General features: G+C 67.9%; 15 protein-coding genes and 2 pseudogenes. 5 read left to right on the forward strand and 12 right to left on the reverse strand.

The window, feature by feature from the left end:
• Positions 1-217 precede the first annotated feature (217 nt).
• The 5 genes and pseudogenes from JI752_RS14620 to JI752_RS14640 form a co-directional block, all read right to left on the reverse strand.
• Positions 218-1,319, reverse strand: a pseudogene (locus JI752_RS14620) (IS3 family transposase).
• A gap of 424 nt (positions 1,320-1,743) precedes the next feature.
• Positions 1,744-2,391, reverse strand: coding sequence for a 2OG-Fe dioxygenase family protein (locus tag JI752_RS14625; protein ID WP_216966108.1), 648 nt, complete (start codon positions 2,389-2,391; stop codon positions 1,744-1,746).
• A gap of 113 nt (positions 2,392-2,504) precedes the next feature.
• Positions 2,505-2,903, reverse strand: coding sequence for an MAPEG family protein (locus JI752_RS14630; protein ID WP_216965421.1), 399 nt, complete (start codon positions 2,901-2,903; stop codon positions 2,505-2,507).
• A 96-nt stretch (positions 2,904-2,999) separates the two neighbouring features.
• The gene (locus JI752_RS14635; RefSeq protein ID WP_216965423.1) at positions 3,000-4,745 is read right to left on the reverse strand and encodes a M28 family metallopeptidase; all 1,746 of its coding nucleotides are present in this window, start codon (positions 4,743-4,745) and stop codon (positions 3,000-3,002) included.
• 133 nt (positions 4,746-4,878) lie between these two features.
• On the reverse strand, positions 4,879-5,544 hold the full coding sequence (locus JI752_RS14640; protein WP_216965425.1) for a hypothetical protein: 666 nt from the start codon (positions 5,542-5,544) through the stop codon (positions 4,879-4,881).
• A 167-nt stretch (positions 5,545-5,711) separates the two neighbouring features.
• On the opposite strand from JI752_RS14640, the gene gpmI reads away from it, so the two are divergent.
• From gpmI to JI752_RS14660, 4 genes and pseudogenes are all read left to right on the forward strand, one after another.
• Positions 5,712-7,235 carry a 2,3-bisphosphoglycerate-independent phosphoglycerate mutase gene (gene gpmI / locus JI752_RS14645; RefSeq protein ID WP_216965427.1) on the forward strand — a complete coding sequence of 508 codons (1,524 nt, stop codon included), beginning with the start codon at positions 5,712-5,714 and terminating at the stop codon, positions 7,233-7,235.
• A 5-nt stretch (positions 7,236-7,240) separates the two neighbouring features.
• Positions 7,241-8,452: a peptidoglycan DD-metalloendopeptidase family protein gene (locus tag JI752_RS14650; RefSeq protein WP_216965429.1), complete on the forward strand. Its 1,212-nt coding sequence runs from the start codon at positions 7,241-7,243 to the stop codon at positions 8,450-8,452.
• Positions 8,453-8,615: 163 nt separating this feature from the next.
• A pseudogene (locus JI752_RS14655) lies at positions 8,616-9,935 on the forward strand (S41 family peptidase); the annotation flags it as partial.
• Positions 9,936-9,940: 5 nt separating this feature from the next.
• Positions 9,941-10,213 (forward strand): hypothetical protein, encoded by a 273-nt coding sequence (locus JI752_RS14660; RefSeq protein ID WP_216965434.1) that lies wholly within the window; start codon positions 9,941-9,943, stop codon positions 10,211-10,213.
• On the opposite strand, the gene JI752_RS14665 is transcribed toward JI752_RS14660, so the two are convergent.
• The 3 genes from JI752_RS14665 to JI752_RS14675 all read right to left on the reverse strand — a co-directional run bounded on the left by JI752_RS14665 (position 10,214) and on the right by JI752_RS14675 (position 11,867).
• On the reverse strand, positions 10,214-10,738 hold the full coding sequence (locus JI752_RS14665; protein ID WP_216965436.1) for a hypothetical protein: 525 nt from the start codon (positions 10,736-10,738) through the stop codon (positions 10,214-10,216).
• 41 nt (positions 10,739-10,779) lie between these two features.
• On the reverse strand, positions 10,780-11,100 hold the full coding sequence (locus tag JI752_RS14670; RefSeq protein WP_216966110.1) for a DUF1820 family protein: 321 nt from the start codon (positions 11,098-11,100) through the stop codon (positions 10,780-10,782).
• A 74-nt stretch (positions 11,101-11,174) separates the two neighbouring features.
• Complete coding sequence (locus JI752_RS14675; RefSeq protein WP_216965437.1) at positions 11,175-11,867, reverse strand: rhomboid family intramembrane serine protease; 693 nt, start codon at positions 11,865-11,867, stop codon at positions 11,175-11,177.
• A 235-nt stretch (positions 11,868-12,102) separates the two neighbouring features.
• Between JI752_RS14675 and JI752_RS14680 the strand changes: the two genes are divergently transcribed.
• Positions 12,103-13,449 (forward strand): outer membrane protein transport protein, encoded by a 1,347-nt coding sequence (locus JI752_RS14680; RefSeq protein WP_216965440.1) that lies wholly within the window; start codon positions 12,103-12,105, stop codon positions 13,447-13,449.
• 74 nt (positions 13,450-13,523) lie between these two features.
• Here JI752_RS14680 and JI752_RS14685 read toward each other — a convergent pair whose 3' ends face one another.
• From JI752_RS14685 to JI752_RS14700, 4 genes are all read right to left on the reverse strand, one after another.
• Complete coding sequence (locus tag JI752_RS14685) at positions 13,524-15,842, reverse strand: winged helix-turn-helix domain-containing protein (RefSeq protein WP_216965442.1); 2,319 nt, start codon at positions 15,840-15,842, stop codon at positions 13,524-13,526.
• 80 nt (positions 15,843-15,922) lie between these two features.
• Positions 15,923-16,339, reverse strand: coding sequence for a protease inhibitor I42 family protein (locus JI752_RS14690; RefSeq protein ID WP_216965444.1), 417 nt, complete (start codon positions 16,337-16,339; stop codon positions 15,923-15,925).
• A gap of 63 nt (positions 16,340-16,402) precedes the next feature.
• A complete protein-coding gene (locus JI752_RS14695) occupies positions 16,403-18,175 on the reverse strand; it encodes a S8 family peptidase (RefSeq protein WP_216965445.1) in 1,773 nt (590 codons plus the stop codon).
• Positions 18,176-18,242: 67 nt separating this feature from the next.
• Positions 18,243-21,665, reverse strand: a complete 3,423-nt coding sequence (locus JI752_RS14700) for a YadA-like family protein (protein ID WP_216965447.1) — start codon at positions 21,663-21,665, stop codon at positions 18,243-18,245.
• Positions 21,666-21,691 lie beyond the last annotated feature (26 nt).

A 21,691-nucleotide genomic window follows, 5' to 3' on the forward strand; every position in this document is an offset into this window, starting at 1 on the left:
GAAACGCACATGCGCCGATGGTAGTGTGGCTTAAGCCATGCAAGAGTAGGTCATCGCCAGGGGCTTTACCCCAGAAGGCCGGTCCAACAGGACCGGCCTTCTTCTTTTTGCGCGGGCGAAAATCCGAGCGGCGCCTGCCGAGCACCTTGCGCGGTGACCGCAATCACGTCGCACTCGCTGCGAGTAGCGGTGACCTGCGTACGGAACTTGTAGCCAATCAGCCAGTGAGTCCGGTGGGAATGGTATCGGTCTGGAGCCACGCCCGTCGAATGGTGGCCGGGGCCTTGTAGCCATGCGCGCTGTGGGGCCGCTGCTCGTTGTAGAACTGCCGCCAGCGTTCGATCAGCACCTTCGCTTCGGCACGGCTGCGGAACCATTCGCGGTTGAGCAACTCGTCGCGCAACTTGCCGTTGAAGCTTTCGACGAAGCCGTTCTGCCACGGGCTGCCAGGCGCAATGAATGCCGGACCGATCGCCATGTCGCGCAGCCAACGCATCACCTTGGCTGCGGTGAACTCGGCGCCATTGTCCGAGCGTACGTAGGCGGGCTTGCCGTACACAGTCGCATCAACCGCGACAGGGTCAGGATCACGTCCTGTGAGCGCAGGCTGGCGCCGACCTCGATCGCCAGGCATTCGCGGGTGTACTCGTCGATCACGCACAACAACTTCAGGCTTCGACCATCGACCATCTGGTCGTGCACGAAGTCGTAGCTCCAGACCGCGTTGGGCCGCACCGCGCCGGGCAAGCGGATGTCGCTGCCTGAGCGCCGACGTCGCGGACGGCGACGCGGGATGTTCAAACCCAGCGCACGCCATTGCCGGCGCACACGGCCCTCGCCCAGATCCAGCCACGCCGCCATCCGCCGGTACCCGAACCGCGGCACCTGCGGCGAGGCGGCCAGCAATTTCTCGGCCACGCTCCGATCCTTGACCGCCTGCCGTGGCACGTAGCTGGTGATGCGGCGGCTCACCCCGAGATAGCCGCAGGCCTTGCGTTGCGAGATTCCCCGACGGACCAGAACCTGGACCGTGTCGCGCCGTGCCGACGGGGTCATCATTTTTTTCGGACGATCTCCTTCATCCCGTCGATCACCAGCATCTGCTCGGCCACCAACCGCTTGAGCCGGGCGTTCTCGGATTCCAGATCCTTCAGCCGGCGCGCATCCGGCACGTCCATGCCACCGAACTTGTTGCGCCAGCGGAAAAACGTCTGCTCGGTGATGTTGTGCTTCTTGCACAGCGCCTTGATCGACATCACGCCGGCTTCGGCTTCGCGCAGGATCGCGATGATCTGCTCGTCGGTGAAACGCTTCTTCATGAGTTCTCCTTGCCTTGAGGGTAGAGAACTCACCATCCAATTGGCTACACGGTTCGTCTCAGGTCAGCGGTCCGAATCCCGGACGACACGCGGGCACCCTGCCGTTAACACTCATTCGCCTAGGTGCCAGCCCCGATCGGGAGAGACGGATGACGGCGTTACTCGAGTAGCCCGCAACCGCAGTGGGCGCGTAGTAACCGCTGGTCGAAATCCGTGCGAACGCTGGAGGACGCCCTCCATCGCAATGAAGATAGAGCAGTTCGCGAGGACGAGACTCGCGCACGTCCTGGACTCATATCCTAGCTATCGCCCAGCGCGAGACAGTACCTGTCAGCGCAGCTCCAGATTCCAGGCGGGCGCTCCATCAACCGTTCGGTGGCAACGACGCTTCGCACCACCACGTCCCGCCAACACCAGCCGACCGCTAAGCCTTCCGCCGCAGCGTCACCACCAACACATCACGATGTGACGCACCCGTCGGGTCCTCCGGCTCGACCGCCGTGACGCCATGGAACACGCGCGCATCGTCAACCAGGGCCGCATCGAGCGGCCGAGCCAGCGTGAAGCTGCCCAGCAGCGTGCCGTCTGCGGTGTGGATGGTCGTCGTTCCGCTGGCGATGTTTTGGCGATCGACCAGCAGCACCAGCACGAAGTCGACGCCATCGCGATGCACGCCTTCCGGTGTCGGCTGGCCGGGTTCTCCGGCACGCGCCTCGATGCGGAACTGATGCAGCTCGACATGCCATGCACGCACTTCCGGTGCGAGCGCGCCGAAGAACGACTGGCAGAAGCGCAGGATGCTGCGAAGACTGGCGCTGTTGGCGACTTCAGGCAGCATCGGCGCAAACCAGCGCTCGATGCCGCCCTGCAGGGAGTTGTAGTCGCGACTTTGGTAATGCGGCTGATGCGCCTCGCACACGACACCTTCATCCGTCGCGGAGAACACGGCATGGCGACGGCGCCGGTGCAGTCCCACGGTAGCCAGATACGTGTCCGGCTCCAGCGCGTTCCAGCTGTCCGCGAAGCTTTGCCAATCGGACAGGGGCCCGAAGGTCTCCAGGAGAGAGAGCATCTCCCCACCGTCGACGAAGCGGAACCCCACCTGCCGCAATTCGTTCTGAAGCGAAACCGGTGGAGACGTGGAGGGCGGCGTGGAGTTCACTGCTGGATTCCGGAACGGGACGGTCAGGGGACGACGTGCAGCGCGGCCTGCACCAACAAGACGAGCACGCAGGCGAATGCCAGCATCCAGATCAAGGTGCGCAGGTAATGGCGGCCCGACACATAGGCGATACCGTGCAGCACCCGCAGCACGACGAACGCCAACGCCAGCGCCGCGATCTGCGAGTGCGCCACACCGGCCAGCTGTGCCATGACGACACCCGCCGCGAATGGCGCGAACGCCTCATAACTGTTGAGCTGTGCGGCAGAGGCGCGCTGCGATCTCGGGCTCTGTTGCTTGTCCTGCCAGCGCCGCGGGTCGCGGTTGTCGTAACGCTCGCCGCTCGCCTTGGCGACGGCGACCCAGAGGTACGGCAGCAACGCGGCGATCAGGACACACACGTACGCGGTAGTGAGCGTCATGGCGGCTCCAGCTCGGTGGCAAGGTCGCATCAGCGTAGCCGAAAACGACAACGGCGCCTGTGGAGGCGCCGTTGTCGGTTGCCGATGGCGATCGGACTACTTGGCCGTGTGCATCAGCTTGTCGTGCGCGCCCCGGAAGGCGTTGCCCTCATACCAGTTGGGCCACTGCTCGCCGCTCGCCAGCGTGCGGCCCACGCCGTACAGGGCGTCGAGGTCCTGCACCACGCCTTCCATCTTCCAGGCCGGATCGAACTGGTCGCCGGGCTTGTGATAGCGGTTGTCGCGATAGTCGGATTCGGCCCGGCGCCCCGCATCCACACCGCCGTCGATCAGGTCGCTGCCGCCCTTGGCATACAGCGCCGGCACGCCGGCCTTGGCGAAGTTGAAGTGATCGGAGCGGAAGTAGAAGCCGTCCTCCGGCGTCGCCTCGGCATGGAGCACGCGCTTCTGCGCGTCGGCCTGCGTCTTGAGCATGTCTTCCAGCTCGGAGCTGCCGAAGCCCACCACCGTCATGTCCTTCGCCTGGCCGATCACCGGCATCGCATCCAGGTTGATCACGGCCACCGTCTTGTTGAGCGGAATGGTCGGATGGGCGACGTAGTACTTCGAACCGAGCAGGCCCGACTCCTCCAGCGTCACCGCCAGGAACAGCAGCGAACGGTCCGGCGCCGGCGTCTGCTTGCTGAAGGCTTCGGCGATCTCGAGGATGCCCGCCACGCCGGTCGCGTTGTCGATCGCGCCGTTGTAGATGGTGTCGGCGTGCGGCTCACCGCCGCTCGCCGCGCCGTGTTCGTCGGCTTCATGCGCGTGGTTGCCCAGGTGGTCCCAGTGCGCCATGTACACGATCGCCTCGTCCGGACGCTTCGCGCCCGGGAGCAACGCGACGACGTTGCGCGAGGACTTTTCGCTGGTGGTGCTCTTCAGGTCGACCGACAGCTTGGCGTCCAGCGGGATCGCCTTGAAGCCCGGCTTGTTGGCCGCCTTGTAGAGGTCGTCGAGGTTATGGCCCAGATCGCCGAGCAAGGTGCGCGCCGCTTGGCCGGTGATCCAGCCCTGCACCGGCAAGCGCGGATCCGGATCGTCCTTCGCCGGCAGGTCGAACTGCGCGCCGGACCAGGAATTCTTGACCACGTCCCAACCGTAGGACGCGCCCTCGGTGTCGTGGATGATGATGGCCGCGGCGGCGCCCTGTCGCGCGGCTTCTTCGAACTTGTAGGTCCAGCGGCCGTAGTACGTCATCCGCTTGCCTTCGAACAGCTTCGGATCCTGGCTGTGGAAGCCCGGGTCGTTGACGAACATCACCACTGTCTTGCCCTTCACGTCCACGCCGGCGTAGTCGTTCCAGTTCTGCTCGGGTGCGTTCACGCCATAGCCGACGAAAACCAGGTCGCTGCCATCGACCTTCACCTCGCTGCGCCCGGTACGCGTGCCCACGACCATGTCGCTGCCGAAGTTCAGCGTGACCGGCTTGCCCTTGGCGGTGATGTTCAGTGTGGTGTTCTCGTCCGCGGTGGTTTCCACCATCGGCACGGTCTGGAAGTAGCTGTCGCCGTTGCCCGGCTTCAAGCCCATGCGCTTGAACTGCGCTTCCAGGTACTGGACCGTCTTCTCTTCGCCGGCGCTGCCGGGCGCACGGCCTTCGAACTCGTCCGACGCCAGCACCTTCACGTGCTCGGCGAAGTCGGCCGCGTTGATCGCATCGTTGAAGGAATGGCTGCCGGCCGCGCGGGTCGGCGTGGCGGTGCTGGCGCTGGGCGCGTCTGCGGGCTTGGAGCAGGCGGTCAGCGCAACCGCGCCGGCCGCGCACGCCATCGCGGCGTGGAGCAAGGAAACTCGGGACATGGGACCTCCAGAATGGACCAGGCCCCCACGACGCGGTGGGGGCGCCGCCGCGGAAGCGAACCCCATTCTAGGCATGCTTTCCGGACCGCGGCCGTGCGCGGTCCGGCAGTTCGCCTCCCGATCCGTGCCGGACTTACTGGCCCGGCGGGGTCGTGCCGTCGTAGCGCACCGCGGTGGCGCCCGAGACCGGGCCGATCTTCGCGGAGTTGTGCACGTACAGGTCGACCTTGCGCTCGAACACCAGCGGCCCTTCGACGACCGCATTGGGGCCGATGATGACCTTCGGGTCCCGCTTGTTGAGGGAGAACCACGAGGTGTTGGGCTTGGTGTAGCGGATGCCGCCCTTCACATGCGAATTCACGCCGACGGTCACGTCGCCGTTGACCGTGGTGATGCCGCCGGACAGCTGCGTGGCGACCAGGCCGATGGCGCCGTTCACCGTCTCGATGTCGCCGTGCACGTCGCCGCCGCGATCGACGAAGATGCCGCCGTTGACCGTTTCCAGGCTGCTGGAAAGCTTGCCGTTACCGGCCACGCGGATCGAACCGTTGACCGTCTCCAGGCCATTGGCCTCGACGTTCTCGGCCACGGTGATGCTGCCGTTGACGGTCTCGGCCTTGCCGGTGCGCGCGTTGGCGCCGATGCGGATGGAGCCGTTGACGGTCTCCAGGTTGCCGGCGGTCTCGCCGGCCTCCACGGTGATGCTGCCGTTGACTTTGTCGATGTCCTGGGCGGCGAACGCCGGCGCGGACAGCGCCAGGGCGAGCGGGAGGACGGCGTACAGATTGCGGATTTGCATCGTTTCGGGTTCCGTGTTGGGACGGGCTTCAATGCATCGGATGCGATGAAGGCGGAATCGGTTTACACCGCTTCGCTACAATCGCAGCCATTGTCGGCGCGGACCCGTGCCCGAAGTCACCCGTTCATCTCCCGATCCTGGAATCCGACGACGTGCCAGCCTCCTCCATGCGCCCCAAACCCGTGGTCCTGCTGATCCTCGACGGCTGGGGGCACCGTGACGACCCGACCGACAACGCGCTGGCCCAGGCCACGCTGCCGAACTGGGACGCCCTGCTGGCCGCCGCACCGCACACGCTGATCCACACCGAAGGCCGCCATGTCGGCCTGCCGGACGGGCAGATGGGCAACTCCGAGGTCGGACACATGAACCTCGGCGCCGGCCGCATCGTCTACCAGGACCTGACCCGCGTGGACGCGGCCATCGAGGACGGCAGCTTCTTCGGCAACGAGGAACTGCGCGCCGCCTGCGCCGCCGCGCAGTCCAGCGATGGCACGCTGCACGTGATGGGCCTGCTCTCGCCCGGCGGCGTGCACAGCCACGAGAACCACATCTTCGCCATGCTCGAACTGGCCAGCCAGGCGGGCGTGGCCAAGGTCGCCGTGCACGCCTTCCTCGACGGCCGCGACATGCCGCCCAAGTCGGCCGAGCCGAGCCTGGCGAAGTTGCAGGACGTTTGCCGCAAGCTCGGCAACGCCCGCGTCGCCACCGTCAGCGGCCGCTACTACGCGATGGACCGCGACCAGCGTTGGGATCGCGTGCGTCGCGCCTGGGACGCGATGGTCGAAGCGAAGAGCGAGCACGTCACCACCGGCCCGATCGAAGCGCTGCTGCAGGCCTACGAGCGTGGCGAAACCGACGAGTTCGTCGCGCCGACGGTGATCGAAGGTTACGCACCGATGGCCGACGGCGACGCCGTGGTGTTCATGAACTTCCGCGCCGATCGCGCGCGCCAGCTCACGGCGGCATTCGTGTCGCCGACGTTCGACGGCTTCCAGGCGCGGCGCCCGAAGCTCTCGCGCTTCGTCTGCCTCACCGAATACGACGCGAAGCTGCCGGCGCCGGTGGCATTCGGTCCGGACGACCTGCGGCACACGCTGGGCGAAGTGCTCGCCGACAACGGCCTCAAGCAACTGCGTATCGCCGAGACCGAGAAGTACGCGCACGTCACCTTCTTCTTCAGCGGCGGCCGCGAAGATCCCTACGCAGGTGAATCGCGCATCCTCATCCCGAGCCCGAAGGTCGCCACCTACGACCTGCAGCCGGAGATGAGTTGCCCGGAGCTCACCGCAAAGCTGACCGCCGCGATCCGCTCCGGCGAGATCGACGTGGCCGTCTGCAACATCGCCAACCCCGATATGGTCGGCCACACCGGCAACATCGAGGCGGCCATCAAGGCGGCCGAGGCCGTGGACGTCGCCATCGGCGAGATCGTGCAGGCCGTGGGTGACACCGGCGGCGCATTGCTGGTCACCGCCGACCACGGCAACCTGGAAATGATGCGCGACCCGTCCACGGGCCAGCCGCATACGGCGCACACGGTCGGCCCGGTGCCGTTCGTGTACCTCGGCCCGCGCAAGGCGAACCTGCGCAGCGGCGGCGCACTGCGCGACGTGGCGCCGACGATCCTCGACCTGCTCGGACTGCCCAAGCCGGCGGAGATGAGCGGAACCAGTCTGCTCGCGGGCTGATCCGGATGCGGCGCGCGCTCTGCGTCCTGCTCGTCGCCGGCACGGTTCTGGCGGCGCCCGTCGCCGCGCAGAACAGTCGCGAAGCGGAGCGGAAGCTGGAGAAGATCCAGCGCGAGCTCAAATCGGTCGCCGACGAGCGCCGCGAGATCGAAGGCCAGCGCGGCAGCGCCTCACGCCGGCTGCGCGATGCCGACGAAAAGGTCGGCGAGTCCAATCGCCGCCTGCGCGAGATCGAAACGCGCCTGGCAAAGGAGCGGCAATCGCTCGACACGCTGCAGACGCAGCGTGCCGATCTGCATGAGCGCATGGCCGCGCAGCGCCAGGAACTCGCGCAACTCCTGCGCGCGGCCTATCTGCAAGGACAGGACGCACCGCTGAAACTGCTGCTGGCGCAGGACCGTGTCGCCGATGGCAGTCGCATGCTGGCGTACTACGGCTACCTGCAACGCGACCGCACGCGTCGCATCGCCGAGCTCGACGGCGAGCTGCGCCAACTCGATGCCGTCGAACAAGCGATCACGCAGCGCCGCGCCGAACTGGACCGCACGCGTGAAGCGCAACGTTCGCAACTGGGCAAGCTCCAGAGCGACCGCAAGGAACGGGCGACGCTGGTGGCCGAACTCGACCAGCGCTACAAGGATCGCAGCACGCGCGAGCGCGAACTCGGGCGCGACGCGGCCGGCCTGGAGCAGCTTCTGAAGAAGCTGCGCGCCGCGGCCGCCCGCGCCGAAGCTCAGCGCCGCGCCGCAGCCGAACGCGCCGCGCGCCAGAACACCGCGCCCGCCGACGGCACGCCCCGCCGCAAGCCCGCGACCGTCGCCAGCGCTCCGGCGCCGCAGGTCGGCGGCCTGGGTTGGCCGGTGTCGGGCTCGCTGCTGGCGGGCTTCGGCGCCACCATGCCCGACGGCCGCGGCAGCGAAGGCCTGCTGATCGCCGCCGCCGCCGGCACGCCGGTCAAGGCCGTCGCCGACGGCACGGTCGTCTACGCCGAATGGATGACCGGCTATGGCCTGCTGCTGATCGTCGACCACGGCAATGGCTACATGAGCCTGTACGCGCACAACGACGCGCTGCTCAAGGACGTGGGCGACACGGTCAAGCGCGGCGATGCCGTGTCCACCGTCGGCACCTCGGGCGGAAGCGGTCGCGCGGCGCTGTATTTCGAACTGCGCCGCAACGGTGCGCCGGTGAACCCGGGCACCTGGCTGCGACGCTGAGCTGAATACCCGGCGCGCTCGTCGCCGGGATTAACAAAAGCCTTCCATTGCGCTGCCCCGCCATGTCCATAATCTTGGCGAGGCCGGCCGGACCGCCGTCCCTGCGGTCGCGCCAGGCGCGGCCTTCATCTTCGTCCTGCCGCGCCATCCCGGAGTTGCCCGAATGTCCCTGCGTCACCTCGTTCCGCTCGCCCTGGCTGCCTTCGTCGCCCTGCCGGCTTCCGCGCAGGAGACCGAACCGGCGCCGGCCGACGCACCGATCGAGTCGCCCGATGCCGAAACCGCCGAAGCCAAGGTGCCGCTCGACGAGATCCGCCGCTACGTCTCCGTCTACAACGCGGTGAAGCAGGCCTATGTGGAGCCGGTCGAGGACCGCAAGCTGATGCACTCGGCGATCCGTGGCCTGCTGTTCGATCTCGACCCGCACAGCGTCTATCTCGACAAGGACGATGCCGAAAGCTTCGAGGAACAATCGCGCGGCAATTACGACGGCGTCGGCGTGGAGCTGATGCGCCAGCCCGATGGTTCGCTGCGCGTGATCTCCCCTATCGACGACACGCCGGCCGCACGCGCGGGCATCAAGGCCGGCGATGTGATTACGGCCATCGACGGCAAACCGTTCAAGCCCGACGAAGGCGACAACTCCGGTCCGCTGCGCGGCGAGCCCGGCAGCAAGGTGACGCTGACCGTCGTGCGCGAGGGCAAGGACGCGCCGTTCGACGTGACGCTGCAGCGCGAGACCATCCGCGTGGCCAGCGTGAAGAGCCGCATGCTCGAGCCCGGCTACGGCTACGTGCGCATCAGCGCGTTCCAGGCCGACACGGCGGCGGATTTCGAAAGCCAGCTCGACAAGCTGAAGGAAAAGGCCGGCGGCAAGCTGCGCGGACTGGTCATCGACTTGCGCAGCAATCCCGGCGGCCTGCTGACCTCGGCGGTGCAGATTGCCGACGACCTGCTCGATTCGGGAAAGATCGTCTCCACGCGCGGGCGCATCGCCATCAGCGACGCCGAATTCGGCGCCACGCCGGGCGACAGGCTCGACGGCGCACCGGTGGTGGTGCTGGTGGATGCGGGTTCGGCGAGCGCGGCGGAAGTGCTCGCCGGCGCGCTGCGTGACAACAATCGCGCGCGCATCGTCGGCAGCCGCACGTTCGGCAAGGGCTCGGTGCAGACCGTGCTGCCGCTGGACAACGGCGATTCGGTCAAGCTGACCACCGCGCGTTACTTCACGCCCAGCGGCAAGTCGATCCAGGCGCTCGGCATCTCGCCCGATGTGGTTCTGCATCCGCCCAAGGACACCGACAAGGGCATTCGCAACTTCAGCGAAGCCAGCCTGCCGGGCCATCTGCGCGGCGACGGTGAAGGTGAAGGCCTGCCGGGCGAGAACGCCGGCGATGTGCTCGACGGCGATGCACCGATTGCGGCGGCGCTGGGTGAGTTGAAGAAGCCGGTGGCGAGCACGGCGGCGAAGCCTGCCGGCAAGCAGCAGTGAGCAATCGCACGTTCGCGTGCCTGAACTGCCGGAAGCTGCAGCGCAAGCCGCAGGCGATTGCCGCCTTCGCCTGCCCGAGCTGTCGTTCCGACTGCATCCGTGTGCATTGGAAGTTGCGTGTCCCGGCGCCGCGGAAACGACGCAAGTGGGACCGCTTCTGGGCGCAGTACCTGCTCGAACGTCGCACGATCGCGCTGTTCCACGACGGGCAACTGAACGACGAGGTCTACCTGCCGCTGCTCAACAGGCGACTGATTCCGTCGGCTTGATCATCGGCTGTTCTCGCCGATCAACGCACACGACACGCGAATCGGCGCGCGCGCGGCAACGGCGAGCGTGTCCTGGAACATCCCGCAATCGAGCAGGTTGTCAGGGGATGAGCGACGCCCCGAATACACGTTGATGTTGACCTGCGGCGCCTCGGGCGCATCGGTCCACGCGAGCTGCTTCGTATCCAACGCGACCGCGGGGAATCGCGCCGTCGCCGTGCCTTCCAGTTGCGCGCCGTCGAGCTCCATCTGCGCGCGGTGCAACGTCAGCCACGGGTTCTCGCTCCCGGGCACGCGCTGTGCCTGCGCCTGCGCGCTGGGATAGCCGAAGTAGTCGGCGCTCACGATCAACGACTCGCGCTGCGAAGCAAGGCGGTCATGCGCAGCCGGCGAGAGCGTGATCTGCACGGCGAACGCATTGCCCTGCACAGGTTGCGATGCGCGCGGCGTGGCGGAAGCTGCGGTCGCGCTCGGCGAAGACGGTGTGGGCTCGCGCTGGCAAGCGGCGAGCGCGAGAAGCAACACGATAACGACGCGATGCGATGAGCGGATCATCGCGTCACGTCTCAACGCGGCTTCGCCGGCAGCGGGAATGGCGTGACGACCTTCTCGCCGGTCGCCGCGTCGCGGATCGCCGACTGGCCTTTGCGCTCGACTTCCTCGATGCGCACGATGCTGTGCATCGGCAGGTGCAAGGCGCGCGTGTTGCCGAACTCGTCGCGCAGGCGTTCTTCGGTGGGGTCGATGACCAGGCCGTCGTGCACGTCGAAGACCAGCTCGCTCACTTCGGTGAAGCCCCACAGCGCGCCGGAAGCGACCGTGCGCGCGTAGAGCTCGTACACCTTGCCGGCGTTGAGGAAGGTGATCTTGTAGAGCGGCTTGGACATGGTCGGGGGCATCGCATGTGTCGGGTTGCAGGCTGACGATGGGGACGCCGCGGCAGGCAATCAAGCCGCGGTGTTCATAGCCCGCGCCGCCGTCGCAGTCGGCGCGCGATGCCGGCCCGTGCGATCAGTGCGAACGCGCCGCCGAAGGCGAAGCCGGCCAGGTGCGCCGACCAGGCCACCGCACCGAAGGCGGGGCCGATAAAGGTGAAGACCAGTTGCAGGAGCGCCCATACGCCGATCAGCAGCGGCGCCGGCACCTTCACGAACTGCAGGAACACGCCCAGCGGCACCACCACCCCCAGCTTCGCGCCGGGGAACAGCGCAAGGTAGGCGCCGATCAGCGCCGACACCGCGCCGCTGGCCCCGATGATGAGGCGGTCGGGGGTGCCGATGGCGATCACGGCCGCCAGGTTCGCCACCGCACCGCCGAGCAGGAACAGGATCAGCAGCCGCCACGGGCCCATCGCGCGCTCGGCCGGCAGGCCGAAGATCAGCAGGAATACGAGGTTGCCCAGCAGATGCGCCCAGTCCGCGTGCAGGAACAGCGCCGTGAACAGGCGCAGCACGCTGCCGGTGCGGACCGCCGTGAGCCAGGCCTCCGGGGTGCCCAGCCCGCCGGACAGCGCGCCCCACTCCATGAGCAGGCGGCGTTGCTCCTGGCCGGGCATCACCTCCACGGTGATGAAACACAGCCACAGCACACTGAACAGGACCGGGGTCGCCCAGCGCAGCGGAACGCGCTCCCGGCCGGGGATGCTCACGAACACCGGGCCGCCCTCCGCCTATTCAGCATTCGCGGTGCTCCGGCAACGGAAAAACCCCTGTTTTACAAGTGCGGACGGGCATGCCGGCTATTGTTAGCCTCCGGTTAAAAGGCGGGTTATAGTGCATACGGCGTCGTACGTCGGGAGGGGTTTCCGGCGCGCACTGGCGCCCGGACCGGCCGGGCCCAAGGCTATGACGGCATCGGAACCAAAAAATACTCCAATGGAGACTACACGCATGCAACTTGCTTCTCGTTTCACTCAGCTGTCGGCGCTCGCCCTCGGCATCGCCGGCGCGCTGGCGGTTGGTCAGGTTCACGCTTCGGGTTTCCAGCTCAAGGAAAACAGCGTCAAGGGCCTCGGCGCCGCCTTCGCCGGCGTTGGCGTCAACGAGACCGATTCCTCGGTCGTCGCCAACAACCCGGCCACGATGGCGCGTTTTGAAGGCACGACCATGCAGGTCGATGTCACCGCGATCGACCTCAGCTACGAATTCAAGGGCACCGGCACCGACGCCGCAGGCCGTCCGCTCACCGGCGGCAACGGTGGCGACGCCGGCGACATCGCCGCCGTGCCGGCGCTCTCGGTCATCCACAAGCTCGACAACGGCCTGGCGTTCGGCGCCATGGTCAGCGCGCCGTTCGGCCTGAAGACCGAGTACGACGACAACTGGCAGGGTCGCTACTTCGCGCACACCTCCGATGTCGAGATCGTCGACCTGACGCTCGCCGCCGCGCTCGACATCATTCCGGACCGCTTCTCGGTCGGCGCCGGCATCATCTACTCGCGCGCCGATGTGACGCTGTCGAAGTCGGTCGATTTTGGCACGCTGCTGGCCAGCAACCCGGCCACGCGTCTGCTGCCGTTCGCCCGCCCGCAGGCGGCCGACGGTTTCGCCGAGATCCAGGGTGACGACACCGGCTTCGGCTGGACCGTGGGTGCCAACTTCAAGCCGACCGACAAGCTCGCCATCGGCGTGAGCTACCGTTCGGAAATCGACTACGAGCTGGACGGCACCGCCGACTGGACCGTGCCGACCAACGTCGCCGGCGTGTTCTCGGTCAGCCCGACCACCCGCGCGCTGTTCCAGGACGGCAAGGCCACCGCCAAGCTGACCACGCCGTCGGTGCTGAACGTCGACCTGCGTTACGACTTCACCGACCGCTTCGCGATGATGGCCTCGTACGCCGAGACCGGCTGGGAATCGCTGCGCGAAGTGCGCATCGAGTTCGCCAATCCGGATCCGGATTCGGTCGAGCCGTTCGCGTGGAAGGACAGCACGTTCGCGTCGCTGGGCGGCGAGTTCAAGCTCAACGAATCGTGGGTCCTGCGTGGTGGCGTCGCCTATGACGAAACCCCGACGCACATCGAGACCCGCACGCCGCGTCTGCCGGATGCCAACCGCATGTGGTACTCGATCGGCGCCAGCTGGATGGCCACCCAGGCCCTGGAAGTCAACTTCGGCTACACCCGCATCGAGCCGGATTCGCCGAAGATCGACATCACCTCGGGCGGTTCGCACCTGGTCGGTCCGTTCGATGGTCACGCCAACCTGTACGGCGTTTCGGCGCAGTACAAGTTCTGATCGCATCGCGACATGCTGTACGCAAAAGCCCCGCTTCGGCGGGGCTTTTCTTTTGTGGCCCGACGAACGCGCGCTCATAGTGCCGGCACGATGGCCGGATCCCGCTCGCCGCGCAGCGCCTGCACGCGCGCCGATGCGGCGCGGCTCATCGCTTCGTCGCGCAGGACGCGGTATACCGCCAGCGTTTCCCACGCCACGCGGTAATCCCTCGCGGCGAACGCATCCAGGTCACCGAGCACGGGCACCGCGGCCTCGACATTTCCCTGCATGCGCAACAGCCGCGCCTTGAACACGCCGGTTTGCACGCGTTCGTCCGGGCTGCCGGTGCTTTCGGCACGCGCTACCGCGCCGTCCGCTTTCGACAACGCATCGCGCGTGCGCGCACGCGACTGTGCGAGCAATGCCTCGGCGATGTCCCAGTCCACGCTGCGCTGGGCAGCGGGAATTCGGTCGCGGTAGGCGAGCCATCGCGATGATGTGGCCTCGTCCTGCATCGCCAGCGCGGCCTGCACTGCGGTCAACGACAGGCCTCCGGAAACGAACGCATCCCGGGGCAGCGACGCGCGCGCCAGGCGCGCCGCGCCGACGGCGTCGCCGCGCACGAGCAGGGCGCGCATCTCCAGCTCGCGAACCGTCATGCCGTCGCTCTGCTGTGAAGTGTCGAGCGCGCGTAGGCGGGCGATGTCGCGTGACGCATCCCGGAGCCGTCCGCGCATCAGGTTGATCCTCGCGCTCAACGCCGCGATCCGCGCGGACAACACGCGATCCTCTACCGACCCCATCAACGAACGCGCACGCGCGATGCTCGCCGCCGCCGCGTCGGCCTGCACCATGTCCAGCTGCGCGCCGGCCTTTGCCATGAGCGCCGCGGCCATGTGGTCGCGCACGTCGAAACGTTCGAACACATCGATGGCGCGATCGAACTCCTGCATCGCCTGCGGGTAATGACGCCGCTGCTGCTCGATCATGCCCAGGTTGGCGCCGACCGAGGCCGCCTCGATCAGGTTGCCGGAGCGCTGCATTTCCACACGCGCCATGCCCATGTTGAGCACGGCCTCGTTCATGCGTCCCTGGAGCACCAGCGCCACGCCCAGGCCGTTGTAGGCATTGCCGGCCATCGTCGGATCGTCGACCCGCACCAGACCGGGCAGCAGCTTCAGCGCTTCGGTGTAATGACGTTCCGCGCGAACGGCTTCGCCGCGGCGGATCTCCACTGCACCCTGGCCCATGAGCGTGCGCGCACGCACTTCCGGCGTCAGTCCGGTGCGCGCGAGCGTCTCCTGGAAGATCGCCGCCGCTTCGTCCACGCGGCCGGTGCGGAACGCGAGCTGTCCCTCGCGTACGCGCAGCGCGGGCTGGGCGCGCGCATCGGGCGGAACCGATTCGATCAGCTGGCGCGCAGCATCGAGCTGCCCGGCCAGCAGCTCCGCATCGATCTGCTGCAGGCGTTGATCGAAGTCGCTCGGGCCGGGATCCGATCGCATGTTCTCCGGATGCACGCGCCGAAGCCAGGCATTCACCGCCGCCGCCGTGGCGGCGAGCGCGCTCGTGCCACGCGCTTCGATCGCTTTCTCACGCCCTGCTTCGAACACGGTCAGCCGGACACGCCAGCCGCGCGCGTCGCGTTCGGCCTGCGGTGCGACGACCCAGCGCGCATCCGCGATTTCCCCAAGCTGGGCAGCGCGTTCGACATCAAGCGACTGCGCGCGTGCCATCGCGCTCAGGTGCAGGGCCTGCTCGCTGGGCACGACGGGCAACCCGCCGTGACGCAGGCGGCTGGCCATGTAGTCCATCGCGCCCAGCCGCACCCATGCATCCTCTGCCTCGCCATGCGCGACGGTCACGGGAAGCACGAGCACGGCATTGGCGACGGCCTTCTCCGCACGCGGAGCCTGTGGCGTGCGCAAGGCGCGTCCGGTCATCAGGCCGGCCAGAGCGATGCCCGCGATCGATGCGACCAGGACCAGCACGCGCCATGGGCGAGCGTGCGGTCGCGCTGCGTTCTCCTCACGCGCGGGTGTTGCCGGTTCTACGGACGTCGGCGGCGTAGCGGTCGCGACCGGCGCACGCCAGATTTCCTCCACGGAGGTGACCCAGTGATAGCCGAAGCGGGGCACGGTTCGTACGTAGCACTGGCTCGACTCGCCCTGGTCACCCAGTGCCTTGCGCGCCCGCAGCATGGTTTGCGCGACCACCGTATCGGTGATGTCCACGCGTCCCCAAACCGCGGCGATGAGTTCATCGCGGCCCACCGCGCGTTCGCGATGGGCGATGAGGTAGGCCAGGGAGTCGAACGACTTCGGCGGCAACGGTACGCGCTCGCCCCGACGTCGGAGTTCGCGCGCGGCTGGATCGAGTTCGAACTCCCCGAACCGGTAGATCGGAAGGCGCATACGCGTGATACCCGGCGTTCATTGTCGTGCTTCGCCGAGCGTACTTAGCGGTGGACTTGCAGGCGATATGCCGTGCGGCGTCATTCGACCTGCACGTCGAACTCCCGGTAGACAGGCGGCGCGTAACGTGCTCTCCACGGATGCCCGTAGACGAAGGACAGTCTGGCGCGGCCGGCGTGCTCGGCGCGGAACGTCCAGGTCTGCACCGTGGCGTCGCGCGGCACTTCCGGCGGCACCTGCGCGGGGTCGCGCTCCATGCGCAGGATGGGCGGAAGCGGGCCGGCGAAGCTCCAGGAATAGCCGCTCGCCGGGCTCGCATCGAACTGGAGCACGAGTTGCTCGCCTATGCGAAGACGGCGCGGCGAAGCGGGCGAAACCGTATGCAGCGGCGCAATCGCGTGCGATGGAGTCTTGACGTCCTGCGCGGGCGGCTTCGGGCCGCATGCGGCACAGATCAGCAGCAATGGCACCACGAGCGTGCGGATGGAATGACGCATGAGAACTTTTCGCTTAAGAAAAAAGCCGGGGCCCGTGAGGCCCCGGCTGCGGCCGTCCTGCAATCAGTAGATGCGCGCGCGTATCAGCACGCCGGCTGCATCTGCGGTCGCCACCACCTTGAAGTAGTACGTGCCGGCGGCGGGCGAGGCGATGCTGATGACCTGGTTGGTGCCGGGACGCACCGACGAGGCGATGTTCGCCGACTGCATCGGTTCGGTTTCGTAGTTCGCGTACACCGACAGCGTGCCGCGCCCGCTATAGCTGGTGAGCTCCAGCTTCGTCGCGTTGGCCGGCACGACGATGGCGTACAGCGTGCTCTGCCCGGCGGCCAGTGGCGGCATCGCTTCGGCCACATTGTTGGTGAGCGGGGCGGCCTGCAGCGGTTGGCCGAAGGTCTTCGCGCGATCGACCGCGGCGGATGCGTCGAGAATGCCCGAGCCGATGACCCGGTCCGGCTTCGACGGGAATGGGCGCGCGGACGCCTTCAACAGCCCTTCGACCTGCGCCGGCGTGAGTGGCGTGGGCGCGACGCTCTGCATGAGCGCGACGACGCCGGCGACGTGCGGGGTCGCCATCGAGGTGCCGGTCATGCCGACGTAGCGATCGCCTTCGGGAACGGTCTTGCCGGTGTTGTGGGTGGACCAGATGTAGCCGTTGGGCGATCCCTCCACACCCGCGCCACCGGGCGCGGCCAGGTCCACGCCGGGACCATAGTTGGAGTAACTCGCGCGCTGTCCGCTGTAACCCGTCGCGCCCACCGCGACTACGCGTGCGCAACTGGCGGGCGCGTGGCCCGACACGTCCTCGTTGTCGTTGCCCGCCGCGACGACCACGGTCGCGCCCAGTGACACGGCTCGGTCGATCGCGGCCTGCGTATCGGCTTCGCAGGCATGCGAGCCACCCAGGCTCATGTTGATCACTTCCGCCGGATTCGGATTGTCGGCCACGCCGTCGATGTGGCCACCCGCCGCCCATACGATGGCGTCGTTGATGTCCGACGTGTAGCCACCGCAGCGGCCGAGCACTCGCACCGGAACGACCTTGGCGTTGTAGGCGACACCCGCGCCGCCGATGCCGTGGTTCGTCACTTCCGCGATGGTGCCGCTCACGTGCGTGCCATGCCAGCTGCTGTTGCTGGGCTGCGAACCCGGAGCGCACTGGCCGGCCGTGGTGAAGTCGCCCAGGTCCCAACCGCCGGGCACGCGCTCGTCCGTCGGGCGACCCGACAGTTCCTTGTCGGTGATGAAGTCGTAGCCCGGCAACAGATTCGCCACCAGGTCGGCGTGATGCGTGGCGCCGGTGTCGAGCACCGCGACCACGACGCCGGCGCCCGTCGCGCCTTGCGCCCATGCGCTGGTCACGCGCGCGCCACCGCTGCCGGTGCCGTAGTGCCACATCTGGTGCGTGGCCAACACCGGATCGTTGGGCATTGCGCTTGCGTGCATCAGGCGGTCCACACCCACGTATTCGACATTGGGATCGCTGGCGATCGCGCGCATCAGCGCTTCGGCCTGCGCGCGATCCAGTCGCTGCGAAGCGCGCACGACGTGCTTGCCGGTGGCGGTGGCGCGCAGCGTGTCGACGCGCAATGCAGCGGCGCCGCGCAGGCCGGCGATACGTGCGCCCATCTGCGGGCGTGCGCGTTCGGCCGCCGCGGCCAGGGCCTTGGCCCGCGCCTGCGGTTGCACGCGCTCGGCGCTGCCGCTGCGGTACTTCACGATGAAACGCCCGGAGACGCTGGCGTCGTCGAGCGAGGACAGGTCCACCGTGGCGGCGAACGCGGGCGTGCAGGCGCCGGCGATCAGGACGCTCAGCAGAGTGCGGCGAAGATTCATAAGGGATTCCTTGGGAGTGCGTAGGGGTGTCGCGGCGCCCATGACGGGCGCCGCGTGTCGGAGGAACTCAGAGATCGACGCCGAAGCCGATGCCCGCGGAGCTGTCGTCGCTGCTGAAGGCGCCGTCGATCGAGAACGAAGCGCGGTCGCCGATGGCCTTGGAGTAACCGACGGACATCGCGCTTTCGCCGTTCTGCCAACCGGCGCCGACGGCGATGCGACCGCGCGGACTGCGCGAGTTGGCGGCGTTGATGGACATGTTCATCATCGCCGCGCTCATCGCACCCTGGCGGTCGATGCGCTCGTCCTGCTTGCCCAGCCGGTAGCCGATGTCGTTCTTCAGTTCGGTGAACGAATCGCTCAGTCCCTGGTAGCGGCTATCGGTGTAGGCATTGGCGCGGGTGAGGGTCTGCGTCGCGGTGGCGTCGGTGTAGGCGTTCGCCGATGCCACGGCTTGCGCGTCGCCGGCCTGCATCTGCTGCACGTTCACCGCGTCGCTGGCATTCACGCCGGCGGCGACGTTGGTGACGCGACGCGTGTTGCCTGCGCTGCCGACAGACACGGTGTTGGCCTCGTTGGCGATCGAGCCCTGTCCCAGGGCCACCGAGTTCCTCGCCGTCACCGATGCGCCCTGGCCAACGGCCGTGCCGGATTGCGCGGTAACGCGCGCGTCCGCGCCGAGGGCGACGGAGTTGCTGGCGGAGGCGCCGACGGTGGCGTTGACGCCCACCGCGGTGCTGCTGTCCGAGCGCACATTCGCGCCGGTGCCCACCGCCGTGTCGCGACTGCTGACGGCGACGCTGCCTTCGCCGATCGGCAGGCCGCTGCCGGTGCCGATCGGCACGTCGGTATGCGGGCCGGAGAAGTGGTTCTCCACGAGCGTGAGGCGGTTGCTCAGCCCGGTGATGCCGGCGCCGAGCGCGGAGAAGGCTTCCGTGACGGTGCTGTATTGCCCGCCAAGCACCTGGAAGGTCGGCATCGTCATCATGCCGCTGCCGTCGAGCGTGGCGCCGCCGCCGAAGGCGTTGATCACCGAACGCAGTTGGCCGACGTTGACGGCGTCATTGGTCGCCAGACCCGCGCGCAGGTTGGTGATCGTGGTGCCCGTGGTTCCGCCCAGCGTCACCTTGTCGCGCGTGGTGGCGTCGTCGTACTTCACGGCCGCGTCGTCGAGTTCGCCGACGGTGTCGTCGACGTTGGCCAGCGCGGTGTTGAGCTGGGCGACGTTGACCGCGTCGGTGTCCTCCGTGCCGGCGGCGACATTCGCGATCTGGCGTTCATTGCCGGCGGTACCCACCGAGACGGTGTTCGCCCGATTCGCGATCGAGCCGGCGCCGATGGCGACGCTGTTGGCGGCCTGCGCCTGCGCGTCGCTGCCAAGAACGGTCGACTGGTCGCCGGAGGCAATCGAATTGGTGCCAATGGCGATGGACTTGAATGCCCGGGCATCAGCGGCACCGCCGAGCGCGATCGACATGGTGGCGCCGGCAATCGAGTAGTTGCCGATGGCGACGCTGACTTCGCCCGTCGCCTTCGCACCGGTGCCGAACGCCGACGCGGACATGGCATCGGCGATCGCATAGCTGCCGAACGCAGCGCTGTCATCGCCCGAGGCGTAGCTGTTGTAGCCGACGGCGGTGCTGTTCAATCCCATCGCGAAGGCGTTGCTGCCGGCCGCCAGGGCGTAGTCGCCGCTGGCGTAGGCATAGTTGCCCAGGGCGCTGGCGAATTCGCCACTGGCCACCGCGCTATCGCCGAAGGCCGCGGCCGACGTGCCGCTGGCCTGGCTTTCATTGCCCACGGCGACGGAAGCGATCCCGCTGGCCGAAGCGGCATGGCCCAGGGCGGCTGCCTCGTCCGCCATCGCCTCGGCTTCGGTGCCCTGGGCGATGGCGTTGGAAATGTCGTCGCCGCTGCTGTTGCCGACACGCGCGTCGACACCCAGGGCGATATTGCCGGTGCCATAGCCGCCCCACGCATGGGCGTTGGTGCCGATTGCGATGTCGTCGTGCCAGGTGGCGACGGCGCTGTCGCCCAGCGCGATGCTGCGCATGCCCCAGGCCACGGTGTCGTTGCCGATCGCGACAGCGAACGCATCGTTGGCCAGGCTCTGTGCGCCGATGGCGGTGCTCAGGTGGCCGCGTGCGAAGGAGCGGAACCCTAGCGCGGTGGCGCCGTTGATCACCGTCATGTCGTTGGACTGGTAAGGCGCGGTTCCGCCTTCGGCGCTATAGAACGAGCTGGTGGCCGCGGCCGGTCCCACCGCCGTGTCGTAGTTGGCGAACGTGCGTGAGCCGTTGCCCAGGGCCTGCGAGCCGGTGCCGAGCGATTGGGTGAACACGGTGGACAGGCCGGAGCCCGGGAAGATGGCGCCCAGGTCGAGCAGCCCGCCCAGCGACGTGGACTGATATGCGACGGCGTAGCTGCGCGAGCCGATGGCAGTGGACTGGTAGCCGTACGCGATCGCGCGGTAGCCCAACGCCGTGCCCCAGCCACGTACCGATGCGGCTTCCACGCCGACGACGGTGTTGTTCTGGTCTTTCAGCAGCTTGGTGCCTGTCGGGTCGAGGCCGTCGCCGAGCGTCTGCGCGCCGGCGCCGATCACCACGCTGTTGCCGCTAAGCGCACGGGCGCCGTTGCCGATCACAGTCGTGTTGTTCGCCGGACCGACGGTGAAGTAGTTGCTGGTGCTGCCAAAGCCCGTGAGCGTCTGGCCGACCTTCGCTTCGGCCAACGCGTTGGCGCCGATGACGATCGTGCCATCGCCGTTCGCGCGCGCCGCGTTGCCGACGGCCATGCTGTTGGAGGCCGGACCCGCGGTCGTGGTCTGCACCAGTGTGCTGACGCCGCCGGTGGTGCTCATGCTAAGGGTGGCGGCGACCTTCTCGACCGTCGCGCCGGTGCCCATCGCGATGTCGTTGCTCCCGTTGGCGCGCGCCTGGCTGCCCATGGCGATGCTGCCGGACTGGCTGGCGGAGGAAGGCGCGACCGAGGTGGTCGTGGTGACCGTGTTGGGCGTGCCCTGGACCGTGGTCTTCGTGGTCGTGGTGACCTGCGCCTGCGTTTGCGCCTGGTTGCCGACGGCGACGCTATTGTCGCCCCTCGCGACCGAGCGCACGCCGACCGCGACACTGGACGTGCCCAGTGCCTGCGACGCAGCGCCGAGCGCGGTCGCGCCGTCGCCCTTGGCCCAGGTGATCTCGTCGGGATCGACCGCACCGTCGCCATCAAGGTCGATCCACGAGCCGACCGCTGTGGCGTTCCTGCCCGAGGCGGTGGTTTCGTCGCCGACGGCCACGGCGCCATCGCCCGAGGCCTTGGCGTCGGGCCCGCAGGCCAGTGCCTCGGCGCCCGCGGCGGTGCTGTCGATCGTCAGCGCCGCGCCGCTGTCATCAAAGAGTTGGCAATTTCCGCCGGCGAAGGCGGGGCCGGCGAGGGCGGACAGCAGTGCGAGGGTCAGTAGGCGGCGTTGCGGCGGATGCTTGGGCATGGCGGCTCTCGGAGGTGGAGGACGAT

This window comes from Lysobacter sp. MMG2 (assembly GCF_016735495.2).
GTDB lineage: Bacteria > Pseudomonadota > Gammaproteobacteria > Xanthomonadales > Xanthomonadaceae > Lysobacter_J.